General features: G+C 45.5%; 18 protein-coding genes and 1 tRNA gene. 7 read left to right on the top strand and 12 right to left on the bottom strand.

The annotated features are described in order from the left end of the window. Positions 1–92: 92 nt before the first annotated feature. Together ACTTK6_RS14015 and ACTTK6_RS14010 are read right to left on the bottom strand one after the other, a co-directional pair. Positions 93–1,019 (bottom strand): peptidoglycan-binding protein, encoded by a 927-nt coding sequence (locus ACTTK6_RS14015; RefSeq protein ID WP_079475152.1) that lies wholly within the window; start codon positions 1,017–1,019, stop codon positions 93–95. A 69-nt stretch (positions 1,020–1,088) separates the two neighbouring features. Continuing rightward, complete coding sequence (locus ACTTK6_RS14010; RefSeq protein WP_094909019.1) at positions 1,089–1,433, bottom strand: winged helix-turn-helix transcriptional regulator; 345 nt, start codon at positions 1,431–1,433, stop codon at positions 1,089–1,091. Between the two features lie 146 nt (positions 1,434–1,579). Here ACTTK6_RS14010 and fdhA point away from each other — a divergent pair, with 146 nt between their 5' ends. Then, positions 1,580–2,794 (top strand): formaldehyde dehydrogenase, glutathione-independent, encoded by a 1,215-nt coding sequence (gene fdhA, locus ACTTK6_RS14005; RefSeq protein ID WP_079475151.1) that lies wholly within the window; start codon positions 1,580–1,582, stop codon positions 2,792–2,794. A 38-nt stretch (positions 2,795–2,832) separates the two neighbouring features. On the opposite strand, the gene ACTTK6_RS14000 is transcribed toward fdhA, so the two are convergent. Continuing rightward, positions 2,833–3,405 carry a YdcF family protein gene (locus ACTTK6_RS14000; RefSeq protein WP_079475150.1) on the bottom strand — a complete coding sequence of 191 codons (573 nt, stop codon included), beginning with the start codon at positions 3,403–3,405 and terminating at the stop codon, positions 2,833–2,835. Positions 3,406–3,599: 194 nt separating this feature from the next. Continuing rightward, positions 3,600–3,854, bottom strand: a complete 255-nt coding sequence (locus tag ACTTK6_RS13995; RefSeq protein WP_079475149.1) for a hypothetical protein — start codon at positions 3,852–3,854, stop codon at positions 3,600–3,602. A gap of 302 nt (positions 3,855–4,156) precedes the next feature. Between ACTTK6_RS13995 and ACTTK6_RS13990 the strand changes: the two genes are divergently transcribed. The 3 genes from ACTTK6_RS13990 (at position 4,157) to ACTTK6_RS13980 (ending at position 6,358) form a co-directional block, all read left to right on the top strand. Continuing rightward, a complete protein-coding gene (locus ACTTK6_RS13990) occupies positions 4,157–5,038 on the top strand; it encodes a cation diffusion facilitator family transporter (RefSeq protein ID WP_079475148.1) in 882 nt (293 codons plus the stop codon). Between the two features lie 198 nt (positions 5,039–5,236). Further along, positions 5,237–5,647 (top strand): Rrf2 family transcriptional regulator, encoded by a 411-nt coding sequence (locus ACTTK6_RS13985; protein ID WP_079475147.1) that lies wholly within the window; start codon positions 5,237–5,239, stop codon positions 5,645–5,647. Between the two features lie 69 nt (positions 5,648–5,716). After that, positions 5,717–6,358 carry an NAD(P)-dependent oxidoreductase gene (locus tag ACTTK6_RS13980; RefSeq protein WP_079475146.1) on the top strand — a complete coding sequence of 214 codons (642 nt, stop codon included), beginning with the start codon at positions 5,717–5,719 and terminating at the stop codon, positions 6,356–6,358. Positions 6,359–6,388: 30 nt separating this feature from the next. Here the strand turns inward: ACTTK6_RS13980 and ACTTK6_RS13975 are convergent, their stop codons facing one another. Both ACTTK6_RS13975 and ACTTK6_RS13970 read right to left on the bottom strand, forming a co-directional pair. Next, complete coding sequence (locus ACTTK6_RS13975; RefSeq protein ID WP_462833729.1) at positions 6,389–7,249, bottom strand: EamA family transporter; 861 nt, start codon at positions 7,247–7,249, stop codon at positions 6,389–6,391. 57 nt (positions 7,250–7,306) lie between these two features. Next, positions 7,307–7,540, bottom strand: coding sequence for a hypothetical protein (locus ACTTK6_RS13970; RefSeq protein ID WP_079475144.1), 234 nt, complete (start codon positions 7,538–7,540; stop codon positions 7,307–7,309). A 145-nt stretch (positions 7,541–7,685) separates the two neighbouring features. Here ACTTK6_RS13970 and ACTTK6_RS13965 point away from each other — a divergent pair, with 145 nt between their 5' ends. Beyond that, on the top strand, positions 7,686–8,201 hold the full coding sequence (locus tag ACTTK6_RS13965; protein ID WP_462833728.1) for an N-acetyltransferase family protein: 516 nt from the start codon (positions 7,686–7,688) through the stop codon (positions 8,199–8,201). Positions 8,202–8,235: 34 nt separating this feature from the next. Here the strand turns inward: ACTTK6_RS13965 and ACTTK6_RS13960 are convergent, their stop codons facing one another. Then, positions 8,236–9,147: a DMT family transporter gene (locus ACTTK6_RS13960; RefSeq protein WP_079475142.1), complete on the bottom strand. Its 912-nt coding sequence runs from the start codon at positions 9,145–9,147 to the stop codon at positions 8,236–8,238. Positions 9,148–9,356: 209 nt separating this feature from the next. Here ACTTK6_RS13960 and ACTTK6_RS13955 point away from each other — a divergent pair, with 209 nt between their 5' ends. Further along, the gene (locus tag ACTTK6_RS13955; protein WP_462833727.1) at positions 9,357–10,256 is read left to right on the top strand and encodes a SurA N-terminal domain-containing protein; all 900 of its coding nucleotides are present in this window, start codon (positions 9,357–9,359) and stop codon (positions 10,254–10,256) included. A gap of 95 nt (positions 10,257–10,351) precedes the next feature. On the opposite strand, the gene ACTTK6_RS13950 is transcribed toward ACTTK6_RS13955, so the two are convergent. The 3 genes from ACTTK6_RS13950 to ACTTK6_RS13940 all read right to left on the bottom strand — a co-directional run bounded on the left by ACTTK6_RS13950 (position 10,352) and on the right by ACTTK6_RS13940 (position 12,720). Beyond that, complete coding sequence (locus ACTTK6_RS13950; protein ID WP_462833726.1) at positions 10,352–11,104, bottom strand: peptidoglycan DD-metalloendopeptidase family protein; 753 nt, start codon at positions 11,102–11,104, stop codon at positions 10,352–10,354. Positions 11,105–11,443: 339 nt separating this feature from the next. Next, positions 11,444–12,097 (bottom strand): deoxynucleoside kinase, encoded by a 654-nt coding sequence (locus tag ACTTK6_RS13945; protein ID WP_462833725.1) that lies wholly within the window; start codon positions 12,095–12,097, stop codon positions 11,444–11,446. Between the two features lie 80 nt (positions 12,098–12,177). Then, entirely contained in the window at positions 12,178–12,720 is a 543-nt protein-coding gene (locus ACTTK6_RS13940) for a GNAT family N-acetyltransferase (RefSeq protein ID WP_094909140.1), read from the bottom strand. A 234-nt stretch (positions 12,721–12,954) separates the two neighbouring features. On the opposite strand from ACTTK6_RS13940, the gene ACTTK6_RS13935 reads away from it, so the two are divergent. Continuing rightward, positions 12,955–13,248, top strand: coding sequence for a hypothetical protein (locus ACTTK6_RS13935; RefSeq protein WP_143747483.1), 294 nt, complete (start codon positions 12,955–12,957; stop codon positions 13,246–13,248). A gap of 33 nt (positions 13,249–13,281) precedes the next feature. Here ACTTK6_RS13935 and ACTTK6_RS13930 read toward each other — a convergent pair whose 3' ends face one another. Beyond that, positions 13,282–13,941, bottom strand: a complete 660-nt coding sequence (locus tag ACTTK6_RS13930; RefSeq protein ID WP_094909142.1) for a poly-gamma-glutamate hydrolase family protein — start codon at positions 13,939–13,941, stop codon at positions 13,282–13,284. A 155-nt stretch (positions 13,942–14,096) separates the two neighbouring features. Continuing rightward, a tRNA-Thr gene (locus ACTTK6_RS13925) sits at positions 14,097–14,172 on the bottom strand. Between the last annotated feature and the right edge of the window lie 230 nt (positions 14,173–14,402).

Raw genomic sequence — 14,402 nt, 5'->3', positions numbered from 1 at the left:
TATATAGAAAAAAACCATTTATTTGGATAAATATTATAAAAGAGAAAAAAATAGGAAAAAAGACGGGCGCTAGCGCCCGTCTCCTGAACATTTTATTTTACTTGAACATAACTTGGATGAGCCGTGATATAAAGACCTGATTTTAACTGAAACATTTCGGTGCTGCTTCCTTCAACATTCACCTTTTCCATAATGGTAAATGCTTCTCCCCGGCTGACTGTGCCTACTACCGCATCGGCATCAAAAGAAGGGCGGGAGCGCACATTCAGTAATTCGGCCAGTACTACTGCGAGCTTTCCTTTCACTGCAGAGGCTTCAAGAGCTTCCCAGGTGTTCGGGCCAACAATGCCGTCTACAGTTAAATTTTGTGACTCCTGGAAGGAACGGACCGCGTTTTCCGTTTCCTTTCCAAAATCTCCGTCTGTGCCGTACAACGGCAGTTTCTCTCCTGCATCAAGAAGCATCTGCTGCATTCGCGCGACACTCGGGCCATTGTCACCGGGACGAAGGGTTGGATTTAAATCCTCTCCTACCGGACGGCCATCGCGCACCGCTCCCCGCACCGTATCCATGTCAATACCAGGGCATGTGTTTGACGAATGTCCGGGATATTCCCGGTGACCTTTAACATCAGCGATCGAAACATCGACTCCGGCTGTGCCCCGAAGCGCCGCCTGGAGATCAAAAAATGAACGTTCCTGAGCTTCGGTAAACGAGCTGTTTCCAACAAGGCATACACCTATCAACGGAGTATTGTTGTTTCCTACATGGTATGAAATCCGGTCAATCCCATTGGCCCATTGAATCGTTCCGTCTTTTGTAATAACAAAATGATAGCCAACGCTTGGCCAGCCAAGCGTATCCACATGATAATTGGCAAAAGAAAAAGCATCTCCGCTTGTCGTTGCTGAGTGGTGCCTTGCGATCCCAGTAATCTGTGATAATGATCTTTTTTGATAAGAGCCATTTCTTTTCACGCTTCCCCGTACATCGACGAGCTGAGGTAGTTGTTGAAACATTAAAACATCCCCTTTTTCATATAGTCAGCCGTTATATTGCGGCTTCTATATATAAAAGGGGATCCAGAATTACATTTCACAACCACGCTGTTGAATTTTTTCGATATAGCTTAACGCCCATCTTTCCATTGCTTCTAAAATTGGGAGAAGGTCCAGCCCGGCTTCCGTGAGCTGATATTCGACCCGCACCGGCACCTCCGGATAAATGACCCGGGTCAAAATACCTGCGTTTTCGAGCTCGCGCAACTGATTCGTCAATATTTTCGGAGTGACCTCGGGAAGATTTTTCTGGAAAAATCCATATCTTCGGGGACTCCCATCGGAAAGCATCTGTACAATATCTGCTTTCCATTTGCCACTGATCACAGCCAGCGTCACTTCCATCTTACAATGTGCCTGGAATGGATCCATCATATGAAAGCGCTCCCTTTTTTATACATAGTATCATAGCGGTAAGCAATGAACAAGAAAGTGCGTTCTTCCTTGAAAATCATTTATCAAATACACTGTACGTAGGGCGTAAGCGCTCCTACTTCATTACCATGAGGAGGAATTAAAGGATGAGCAACAAAGCAGTCGTTTATCAAGGTCCTGGTAAAGTCGAGGTTCAAGACATTGGCTATCCTGATTTAGTACTTCATGAAGGTCCAGGTGTTCCGCCGTCTAACGCAGGACGAAAATGTGAGCACGGTGTTATTCTCAAAATTGTAACGACTAACATTTGCGGAAGTGACCAGCATATGGTCCGCGGAAGAACCACCGCTCCAAAAGGATTGGCACTTGGCCACGAAATTACTGGCGAGGTAGTTGAAGTAGGGCGTGACGTAGAATTCATCAAAAAAGGCGACCTCGTTTCTGTGCCGTTTAACGTAGCATGCGGCAGATGTAAGCTATGCAAAGAACAAAAAACTCATATATGCTTAAATGTAAACCCTGAACGGCCGGGCGGAGCTTACGGCTACGTAGATATGGGCGGCTGGGTAGGCGGACAGTCTGAATATGTGATGGTTCCTTATGCAGACTTCCAGCTGCTTGCCTTCCCGGATAAAGAGCAGGCCATGGAAAAAATCATGGATCTGACGATGCTTTCGGACATTTTCCCCACCGGCTTTCACGGGGCCGCTTCTGCGGGCGTTCGCCCTGGTTCTACCGTATACGTCGCCGGTGCCGGCCCGGTAGGACTTGCTGCTGCTCACTCCGCCCAGCTTCTCGGGGCTTCGGTCGTTATTGTAGGTGACCTTAATGAACAGCGTCTTAAGCAGGCAGAAAGCTTTGGCTGCGAAACCGTGAACTTAACAAAGCACGACAGCCTTGGAGAACAGATTGAGCAGATTCTCGGCGTACCTGAAGTGGACTGCGCGGTTGACGCTGTTGGTTTTGAAGCCTCCGGCCACGGGCCCGAGGCGAAAGAAGCTCCGGCTACTGTACTGAACTCAATCATGTCAGTGACTGAGGCTGGCGGACGGCTGGGTATCCCAGGTCTTTACGTGACCGAAGATCCTGGCGCCTCCGATGATGACGCCAAGCAGGGCTCCCTGAAAATCCGTATCGGCCTGGGCTGGGCGAAGGCCCATACGTTCGTTACCGGCCAGACGCCAGTGATGCAGTATCACCGCAATTTATTAAAACTGATTCTAAGTGATAAAGCACAAATTGCAAAAGCCGTAAACGCAACGCTGATTTCATTGGATGATGCACCTAAGGGCTATCAGGATTTCGACAAAGGGGCTGCGAAGAAATTCGTTATTGACCCGCATGGTTCTGTCCGGTCGTAAATAAATAAAAAACGAGCAGAGGCACTCTGCTCGTTTTTTTATGACATCCGCTCCCATGATTCGATCCCTATTGTGCCCGTGAGTTTATAAAACTCCTTCCAAAGCTGGACATGCTTAGGCCCCCAGGCTTCTTCTGCATGCACATGAGGAACATAATCCAGAGCAATACCAGTGTCTGTCATCACGTCATCAAATTGAATTTTTGTTCGCTTCATATGATAATCACTTGTTACCACCAGGGCTGAATCAAAATTTCGCTTCTGCATAATCGTTTTTGAATACACAGCATTTTCATGGGTGCTGGAGGCCTGATTCTCCATAATAATCGCTTCTTCAGGTATGCCTGCCCGCACTGCCAGATTCTCATTAAAGCTGCCATCTTCCCCGTTGGTTAAGATCACTTTATCCGCGTAGCCTTTTTCTATCAAATCAGCTACTGTATATAAGCGCTCAAAATCGCCGCTGAGAGCAATAATAACATCGGCATTTTGAGGTTCGTCCTGGTGCGTTAAAAGGGATGCGACAGTTTTTTGCGGAAGTGCAAAAAATGATGCATTAATTAACAAAACTGCCCCTATAACAAAAAGCAGACTGTAAAAGATCTTTTTCATGCTTTGGCCCTCCGCCTCTAATGAAAGGTACGGATATATTGTATCAGATAGATCGTTCTCCTTAACAGTTATTTCTACAACGCGGACCCTGAGCCAAGGAATTATTTATGCAGTATTAAATTTTCCGCTTCCCATAAGAAAAGCCCTGCTGATTCAGCAGGGCTTTTCTACATAGTTAGTCTTCCTGAGAGTTTTTACGAAGAACGCAGGGCTTCAAAAGCGTTGATACGCGATTCTACCGTCGCGTAAATGTTTCCAGCTTCTAAAGGAGAGACGTCGAATTTTTTACTGGCCAGAATTTCAACGTGTTCGTCATTCTTAGCTTCGTCAAACCGCTCCCCCCGCTCTGCCAAGGCTTCATACTCATCTCGCATGTAGCGGAATACCGAGCTTTGCTGTTCCGGGAGCGAATTTAAAAATTCTTCTACGTCTGCATTTCTTTCAACCATTCTATTGGCCTCCTTGATAGCTGATGCCATCCGTTGCCTCAGGCAGGTCTCCCCCCGGCCCATTAAAGCACAACGAATGGTTCATTGTTATATAACTGGTTGATGGGTTTAGTATAACAAATATTACAGACGATTGGGAACAAAAAGCTTGTACTTTATACATTATTACGAACTTTGCCGTAGTGCAAATTTCTTTCCTGTCAATCATTTTTATACCGCCGTGGAAAAACATTGCTGTAGACTCAATGAGAACTTTCCTGCTACTCTATAGGTCGATCACTTGCGCAGGAGGCCCTGGTCTTATGAATGATGAACGTATACGTAATTTAAAACGAGGAGAGCGGGGAGCTATTATCAGCATCTTCGCTTATTTGTTTCTATCTGCTCTAAAGCTCACCGTCGGCCAGCTGGCCAATTCAGCTGCACTACGTGCTGACGGGCTAAATAACTTAACTGATACCATTGCGTCGATCGCTGTGCTGTTTGGGCTCCGCTATTCCCAGAAACCGCCGGACGCTGACCACCCTTACGGCCATTGGAAAGCCGAAATGGTTGCTTCTTTGTTCACTTCCTTTATTATGCTTGCGGTCGGGCTCCAGGTATTTGTGAGCGCTGTTCAGTCTATCCTTGATGGGCCATCCGGGCCTCCCGGCTTAATTTCCGCTTTTGTCGGCGCCTTCGCTGCCGTATGCATGTTTGGTGTTTACACCTATAACAAAAAGTTGTCCAAAAAAATTAACAGTCCCTCTATCATGGCTGCGGCTAAAGATAACTGGAGCGATGCCATGGTGAGCATTGGTACCGTTATCGGCATCATCGGTGCTCAATTTCAATTGTACTGGCTGGACCCACTGACAGCTGCTCTCGTAGGTTTATTAATTATTAAAACTGGCTGGGACGTTTTCCGGGGAGCAGCACTGCAGCTCACAGATGGTTTCGATGAGAATAAAATTGAAGATTACCGGGAAACAATCTCTGAGCTGTACGACGTCCAAAAAGTCCAGAATATAAAAGCAAGGAATTACGGGAATAACACCGTTGTTGATATTACGATTCTAGTAGATCCTTCACTCGATATCCAGGAAGCACACAATACAGCTACGAAAGTGGAGTACGCCTTAATTGAACAGCACGGCGTTCATGACGTACATGTGCACGTAGAGCCGGAGAATGCCGAGCACTAACTCCTTTTCCGCCCAGAAATGCTCCCTGCTCCAATTTCCGGTTCTATTACTGCTAAAATTGGGTATAGATAAAAAGCCCTTAGCCAGCCCTGACTCATATGGAAGCAATAAAATCAAATAATAAATGGTGCTGAACTTTTATAAATAGTTATTCTATGATCGTTTTGTAACCATTAAAGTTACAGGTGGTGATCAGCAATGATAAATACACGATTCTCTGTCGCTGTGCATATTCTTTCACTGCTTGCGACTAAGCCGGATCAAAGACTTAGCTCCAGTTATATGGCAGCAAGCGTTAATACAAACCCTGTCGTTATCCGCAGGATTTCAGGCATGTTAAAGCAGGCAGGCCTGCTGCAGACAAAGCCCGGCGTCTCTGGTGCTTTAATCTCCAGAAGTCCGGAGGACATTACGCTTCTTGATATTTACCGGGCGGTACAGCAGGAGGACTTACTGTTTTCCACACACAGCAGCCCCAATCCTGACTGCCCTGTTGGCCGAAATATTCAAAACACCCTCGATCAATCATTTAAGAGGGCCCAAAATGCCATGGAAGCAGAACTGCAAAAGCAAACCCTGGCAGATGTGACAGCACATCTCTTTGTATAATATACAAAGAGATGTTTTCTTGTCGTGGATGCAAAGGCTAAAACTATAAATAAAAGGAGTGATTGATTGATGAAAGCAGGCATTATTGGTGCTTCCGGAAAAGCCGGAAGCCGCATTTTAAAAGAAGCAGAAGCCCGGGGCATAGAGGTCACAGCTATTGTGCGGGACGCCTCGAAGCTTTCCGGCCACAGCATGCGTTTAATAGAAAAAGACCTTTTTTCTTTAACGGCTTCTGACATAAAAGATTTTGATGTGCTGGTGAATGCGTTCGGAGCCGGACTCGGAGAAGAAGAAGCCCACGTAGAAGCAGGTCATCACCTCATTTCTATCATCCAGGAAGCTCCTGATACCCGTTTAATCGTGGTAGGTGGTGCCGGCAGCCTGTTTACAGATAACGGAAAAACGACCCAGGTGGTAGAGACACCGGAATTTCCCGAGGCTGTAAAACCGACAGCTAACGGGCAGAGCCGCAACTTACAGGAGCTGCAGCAGGCAACCGGCATACGCTGGACGTTTATCAGCCCGGCTGTAAACTTTGACGTAGAAGGCAGGCGTACTGGTTCCTACTCTACTTCCCAGGATGTTCTGCCGCTTAACAGCGACAAAGAAAGCTACCTCAGCTATGCAGATTACGCTGTGGCAGTTGTCGATGAAATAGAATCCCCCGTTCACGAAAACCAGCGCTTCGCAGTTGTTGGCGAACGCCAGTAAAAAATCCGCCGGAAAACGGCGGATTTTTTATTATAGACGAAGAAAAACAATCCCAATAAGGACAACTACAAGTATTACCGCCTGGTACCTCGTAATACGCTCCTGCAGATATAACATCGAAAGCACCGCTACTAACAGCGCGTGGGCTGCAAATAAAGGTGAAACAATACTTGCCGGCCCTTCCCGGAGAGCTGCAGCGTACAGCTGCATCCCCCCAAATGAAAAAATGCCTGTAACCAGTCCCCAGCTAAATGCCTTTCCCGTATGTACAGGAGCACCGGAACGAGCTTGCTGCTGCTTTTTGCGGTGCCATCCGTATAACGAGTAAACCATGCCAAGCAGATAGCCTGCAAGCAACACCGGGGTATTCTCAAGGCCGGCCTCTTCTGTGATTTTCAGTCCTCCGTTACGAAAAAACATGAACAATGTCGCAGTTAAAATAAAGCCATACCATGCCCTGCTCTTTATCGAAAAGTCTTCTTTGGGATCCAAAGGCAGTATCGCGATAGCTGCCATAATTAAACCAATGCCTGCGTACTGAACTGCCCCGATCTGCTCTCCATAGACAAATAAGCCTAAAAGAACAATCAGCAGAATATTTGTATTCACCAGCGGAGAAGACAGGCTGGCGGGACCAACATTTAAAGCTTTCATGTATAGAAGGTTGCCAAAAGCGGATCCAGCTCCCACCATCACCCCGCCGAGAAGCACTGCTAGACTCAAATGCAGTGTCCCCTCCATTAGGGCATAACCGAAAAAACCGAGGCTCCCACTCGTATAGAGCCCTGTCAAAAATGGCATTAACGGCAGCTGCCAAAAAGAATTAACCTTCATTAAAAAAGAAGAAAAACCAAATACAACGGCACTTAACAGCGCTAAAATAAACCACATGATCCGCACTCCCACTTATTCTTATGTACGAAGAAGCCGCCGCCGGGGCAGCTTCTTTTATAATAAATAAAATACGTGACCGTACTTATCCACTCTGGAATTCGTACCATTAAAATAAACTGTTCCTTCTTGTGGTTCAAAAGGATCCTTTGTTTCAAAATCTACTTTAAAATAAGGAGAGCCGTCTATTGGTTCATAATGCTCACACCTGTACTTTAACGTGATTTCATCATTCACCTGGATACGGTCGCTGCCGGCGATCCCGGAATCAAAAACTACTTTTAGTGTCATGCTTTACTCTCCCTCCTGTTTTAACCTCTTCGGCTATTCTCTTTATGCTCTTCCAGATATATTCCCGGCACTTCCGTTCTTTATACATTATGATTGCGAAAAGACAGAAATTGTATTACTTTTAAGCAGGGAAAGGAGATTTTCTATGAGCATTCGTCCAGCTAAAGAAGCCGATATTCATGCGATTACCGAAATATACAATGATGCTATCCTGAACACAACTGCTGTCTACGATTACCATCCCTATTCGACAGAAAACCGGCTGGAGTGGCTCCGTACAAAAAAACAGCAGGACCTCCCAGTTTTTGTTTATGAACAAAATGGAAAAGTACAGGGATATGCTACTTACGGCCCGTTCCGCCCCTGGGCAGCTTTTAAATACTCTATTGAGCATTCGGTATATGTCCACCCCGAGTCCCGCGGGGCCGGGGTCGGCCGCACCCTGCTTCGCACATTGATCGACCATGCGGAAAAGGAAGGGTTCGCTACTATGATCGCCGGCATCGATTCTTCCAACCCGGGCAGCATCTATCTGCATGAAACTGAAGCTTTTGAATACGTCGGCACGGTCAAAAAAGCCGGATATAAGTTTGAACGCTGGCTTGACCTTGTTTTTTACCAACGTGCTCTATCGGGACCAGAAGCGCCCGTAGAGCATTAACCGCTGCCTCTCCCGATACGGGGGAAGCAGCTTTTTACAGTCTTCTTTTCTTCTTTCCTTCCGGAAACCGTTTCGGTCTTCCCTGCGTAGTGAGCAGAACTCCGGCTATAACAATCAGTGCTCCAATCACTTTGGCCGGTGTTAGTGTTTCCCCGAGCCAAAGCACCGCCCCTGCCATCGTTACTACCGGTAGGAAATTCAGGAAAACTGAAGCCTTTGAAGCCCCGAGCTGATCGACGGCCCGATTATAAAACAACAGGGCAATGAAGCCCGGAAAGAGGCCCAGATACATCAGGCTTGGCAGCTGCTCGCCTAAGGCGAACGAAGGCACGCCGAGAAGAAGCCACTCCATAGTAATAAAAGGAACTAAAATTACAACCGATGCTCCTGTCATTACAAGCAGCACGCCGTAAGGTGGAAACAGGTGCATATAGCGCTTCACAGCGATGGAATAAATGGACCAGCAGGCGACGGCCCCTATCATAATACCGTCGCCGGCGTTCCAGTTCATTTCTGTTATAGCAAATAATCTGCCGTTCATCACCACCCATAGTGCCCCTGTAATCGAGAGCACGACGCCAATCCATTGAATATAGCGAAGCCTTTCTTTTAAAATATATGTACTTAATAAAACAGTTACTGCCGGGATTATTGTTTCCAATACAGAAACGTTAGTAGAAGAAGTAAATTGAAGCGCACCATAGATGAATGTATTAAAAAACGTTACACCTGTCACAGTTAACAGCAACAACGGCAGCTTATGCTCCCAAAATACATTTCGTGCCCTCCAGGCGCTTTTCCAGCCCAGGGGAACAATGCACAAAAAAGCAATCAGCAGCCGAAAGAAAGCTATTGTAAAAGGTGGGAGATCATTTATGGCCTTTCCTACCAAAATATTTCCAGAATAAAAAAATACCACCATAATAAGCATAAAATACGCAGCCATGTGTTTGTCCTCCTCTTTCAACCGTACTATTCCAGCTATTTATCAGGAATTTTGAGATTTGCCGACATTCTTTCGTAACTTTCAATACTTTTTTCTTCTTTTACAAGTTTTCATAATAATTATACATTTTTATAGACTGTTAAAGCATACAGGAGTAACGGCGTGTGTTACAATGCCCGGAGAGCATACAATGGAGAGGAGAAATCAGAGTGAGCAAAAAATGGATTCTGAGCACAGGCCTCGCCTTGTCGATGGCAATTATTGGCGCCTGCAGCAACGGCGACGGCGGGGAAAATTCCTCTGATAATAATAACGGAAACGAAGAACAACAGTCAGAGGAAAGCTCCAATAACAACAATGATAACAACCAGCAGGAAGAATCAGGCGAAGGATCCTCTGATCAACAAGCTTCCGGCAATAACCAAGACTCTGGTAACAATCAGAACTCCAATGAACAGCAGTCTGAAGACTTACCTGAACCGGATTTAAGCGATGTGCCTGATGTAGTCGCTACCGTGAATGGAGAAGAAATCACCAAAGAGGAATTCGAGCCGATCTTTACTACTAACTACGAGCAGTATGCTGCGCAAGCTGCTGCATCCGGTAATCAAAGTAATGAAGAGCTCCAATCAACCCTGAAAGAACAAACAGCTGAATCCCTTATTAACCAGGAACTTTTAGTACAGGAAGCTGAAGCAGGAGATTATGAGGTTAGTGAAGAAGATGTAGAGGAGCAGATAAGCTCTATCAAAGAACAGTTTGAATCTGATGAAGAATATCAGCAAGCCCTTGAAGAGCAGGGGTACACAGAAGAAGAATTACGCGAGGAAGCACGCACCTCCCTTCAGATACAGGCTCTTTTAGATGAAGAGCTTGAAGATGTTGAAGTTACCGATGAAGAAGTAGAAGAAATGTACAACCAGATGACTCAAGGCCAAGGCGAAGATGCTGGCTCTCTTGAAGACCTGCGTCCGCAGATCGAACAGCAGCTTCAATCTCAAAAACGCTCTGAGCAACAGCAGGAATACACCGATCAGCTGCGTGAAGATGCAGAAATCGAAAACAACGTTGCTTCCGAATCAGAAGGAAATAGTAATTCTGAAGAGTAACTGATTTTAAGTCCCGGCCGCAAAGCCGGGGCTTTTTTATATAATCAAAACAGCGCATCCTCTTGTCCAGAGGATGCGCTGTGCTTGAACTCCTTTTAGAAAGAAACGTAGGAACGCGGATTAACAGCGTTTGATTTTGCGCCGTTCCATGCACCTTCATGTACTTCAAAATGCAGATGTCTGCCCGTGCTTCGGCCAGTGTTCCCCATAACACCGATACTTTCTCCCTGGGATACCGCTTCCCCATTCGAGACATGAATCGAATTTAAATGTGCATAAAGCGTGTTATACGTTTGGCCGTTCAAAGTATGCTCTAAGATAATCGTATTGCCGTAGCCATTCATTGTACCGGCATATGTTACTGTGCCGGCAGCAGAAGCAGAAATACTGGGACTGCCGCCATACCCAATGTCAATTCCGTTATGGGTCCCGCTGCCGCGTTGCCCGTACTCAGATGTTACAGGGCCGGAAGCCGGAAGCGCAAATCCAGAACTGTTATATGTAGACTCTGCGGCTACTGCCTTATTATCTGACTCTTCAGAACTGCTTTCCCCTGTACTCGATTCGCCTAAATTCATTTCCCCAAACGTTTCAGGACCAGCAACGCCATCTACAGATATACTTTGTGCTGCCTGAAAGGATTCCACGCCCTGCTTTGTCAGCGGGCCAAAAATACCATCTACGGGGCCTGCTTCGTAGCCTTTATCATTTAGCCATTGCTGCAGCTCTGAGACATCTGAATCTTTCATTCCCGATTTAAGGTTCTGATCCCCAATCGAAGCATCTGCTACAGAGGGTGCAAATAAAATTGCAGCCGCTACTGCTGAACTCATTACAAACTTTTTCATAAATAGTGCGCGTTGGATTATTAACAGTATTGCCTTTAGGCACGTTGATGGTTCTTATATGTATAAATTCTCCCTGTTAATAAGTAACGCTGTCACCTCCTAGTTTTTTGTTTGTTATGTGTTACTTACGGCTTAGTATACGCAGCGGCTTTCAACCCTACAAGGTCTTACATATTGTTGTTAGAAAGCTGTAAACTATTACAATTTTTTGAAATATGAGTGCAATGATTGTCATGCAATAATATTCAATATTTATCCTTTTCCATACTTTTCCTTCATATTTTTCTAATTATATAAGAAATAGCTCCCGGAGACTTTATTCCCGGGAGTTTTCATTTTTTATATTTTGTTTTTGGCTTGCAACAGATCTTTTACCTGTTCCACTAGGGCTTCTGCATCCTGCGGATTATGCACAACGTCCGTCTTATCCATATCTACAATTAAAGTATCACTAGCACTGTAGTAATTTTCCAGCCAGTCGTCGTAGCCTTTCCAGAGCTTCCGGTAATACTCCACCAGCTCTTCGTCCTGTTCAAAATCCCGTCCACGCTTAAAAATCCGATCCATGACTGTTTCAAAAGAGCCACGCAGATACACATTAAGATCTGGAGCTTTTTTGTAAGGAAGGCCGTCAATTTCCTTCATCATTTCTTCAAGCAGGCCTTCATAAACAGAAAATTCCATGTCATTAATGTTTCCAAGATCACGATTAATTTTCGTAAAATACCAGTCTTCATAAATACTGCGATCTAAAATCGCATCATCATCCTTATACGCCTGTTTGATCGATTGGAATCTCGTCCGGAGAAAATAGAGCTGGAGCAGGAATGGGTACCGCTTTTCATTAATTTCTTGTTGATCCGCCTTGTAAAACAGAGGAAGAATCGGATTTTCTGATACATGCTCATAGTACACTTTCGAATCCAAGCCATCTCCGAGTATCTGGGCGACACTCGTTTTGCCAATTCCAATCATTCCGCTTACAACAATCACCAAAAATAACCCCTCAATCTAATTATGGATTTGCACACATTGCACTATTATAATATACTTCATCGCGCGGTGGCGACCATTTAATTTTTCCATTCTTCGTTCAGCAGGCTGTACACTACAATATCCACGTACCGGTCCCGCAGCCAGTGTTCCTGGCGCAGTACCCCTTCCTGTTTGAACCCCAATCTCTCAGGCACGGCACGGCTTTTCGCATTGGCGGCAGCAGCTTTAATAACGATTTTATTTAATCCAAGCTGGTCAAATCCATAAGAAATCAAGGCGCCTGTGACCGCCGTAATAATGCCTTTCCCCTGATAATCTTTCCCAAGCCAGTAACCGATTTCCCCGAGATTGTTTTGTTGGTCGAGACGGTTAAAACCAGCTACTCCGATAATGCTTTCTCGAAACACAATAGCAGCAGAAACCGCTTTTTGCTCCGCCCAGCCCAAGCGTGCCTCATGAATGAATGCTCTTGTGTCCTTCTCTTCGTTAGTGTGATCCACCCACGGCAGCCACTCTTTTAGATGTTCCCGGGAGTTGTCTGTCAGCGAAAAAATAGCCGGAGCGTCCGATGGCTCGAGTAATTTTAAATAAAGCTCTTCGTAAATTTGATATGTAAACATAAAAACCTCCTCTCTTTCCCCCTTTTATTATAAAAGTTACTGCCTGTGCGTTATACTGGCTCCAGGATCAAAATTACCGGACTTTTGAAAAAGCGGGGCCCCCCGAGCGCCCCCGACGCCATTTCCGGCTGTCAAAAACGCAAAGGCAAAAAAATTTTTGTGCTCGTAACGGTCGCCCGTGCTCCAGTTTATTTTTAAACTCTTAAAATCATCTATAGTTAACAAATAAGGGAGGTGCTCACACTGCCTGGCCTGCGACGCATTGGTGTTATTTGCTTTATAGTTATGCTTGTATTTGGAATGGGGGTGGTCTATCAAGCCCTGACATGGGAACTCGGCGACCGGGCTCATGAAATACTTCGCTTTGGCTTTTACCTTTCAGCGTTTATTACTTTATCTTTTGCTGCAGCTATCACAATCCGTGATCCACGGACAAGAGTCAATACAGCAGCATTACTGGGTGGAGGTCTTTTCGGTATTTTATTCGCTGTAAACGCAGGTATTGCTTTTTATCAGCTTTTTATGTAAATAACCGGGCTGTTAAGCCAGCCTGGTTGTTATTTATTTAGACACCTGGACTTCTCTCGCACGAATAGCGTTTTGTGCCTGCATCATAGCTTTTCCAATCGCTTCAGCATAAGCATAAAAAGCCGGAAGGCGGTTACCTCTATTTGCACTGCGAAAATCATTATTAACAAAAAAAGCACGGCGCTGGGCAGAGCTGATCTCAAGCTGGACGCCTTGAGTTCTCCCGTTTTTGTTACAAATATTCCCACTGTACTTTCCTTTTATTGCCGAGGGCGGCTCAAAATCCACCTTAAAACCTGCAGCGGTCAGTTCGGCACCTATGAATCCCGCGGTAAATGTATCAAGCCCGCCTATATAAGTTTTTTCTTCCTGGTCCCGGTACCCATGAAGAGTAACTGTAAATAACGCCTCAGCAGCAAAGCAGAGAGCTCTTGGTTCATCGAAATGTGTCGAACGGAGGTGCAGAGTTCTGTTATCAGTACGCTTTTTAGCACGAAAATCATATCCCGAAAAGTAATAGCTGCAATGAAGCTCTTCGACCAGTTCGCTGGTCCCTGCTTCAATCGCTCCTCCATGTGGAGCCAGGGCCGCTAGAGAGTTATTTTTTCCTGGCAGCACACGTATTTCATAATCCCGGCCTTCTAATTCAGAGGCTTGTAACTCAGCATAATCAGCGTACTTCTTTTTCCTCATTTAACTTTCACCACCGCTTCTTTAACAGTAACCGTTCCTTTTCCGGAACGAATATAGTTTACCCTATTCTCGCGTTTTTTAAAATAACATGTGTCGAAACTATTCACAATAAAAAAACCAGCCCGCATGGCGGACTGGCGTTGTTATTGAGTTAATGGAGCTTCCTACCGGATTCGAACCGGTGACCTCATCCTTACCATGGATGCGCTCTACCTGCTGAGCTAAGGAAGCAAATAAAATATTCTAATTATATGTACACTCCTGCATGTCCGGAGCAGACACAAATACTATTGTAAAGAGCTTTGAGGCCATAGTCAACCTTATTTATTAAATCATTTCATATGATAAAAGCCTTTCTCTCCAGTAAGAGAAAAAGGCTTTGGTGCCCGGCAGCGATCTACTTTCACGGGGGGAGAGCCCCCGGCTATCATCAACGCTGAAGAGCTTAACTTCCGTGTTCG

Source organism: Marinococcus salis (assembly GCF_054971365.1).
The sequence above is the reverse complement of the archived record's forward strand: the minus strand, read 5'-3'. Positions and strand labels throughout refer to the sequence as shown.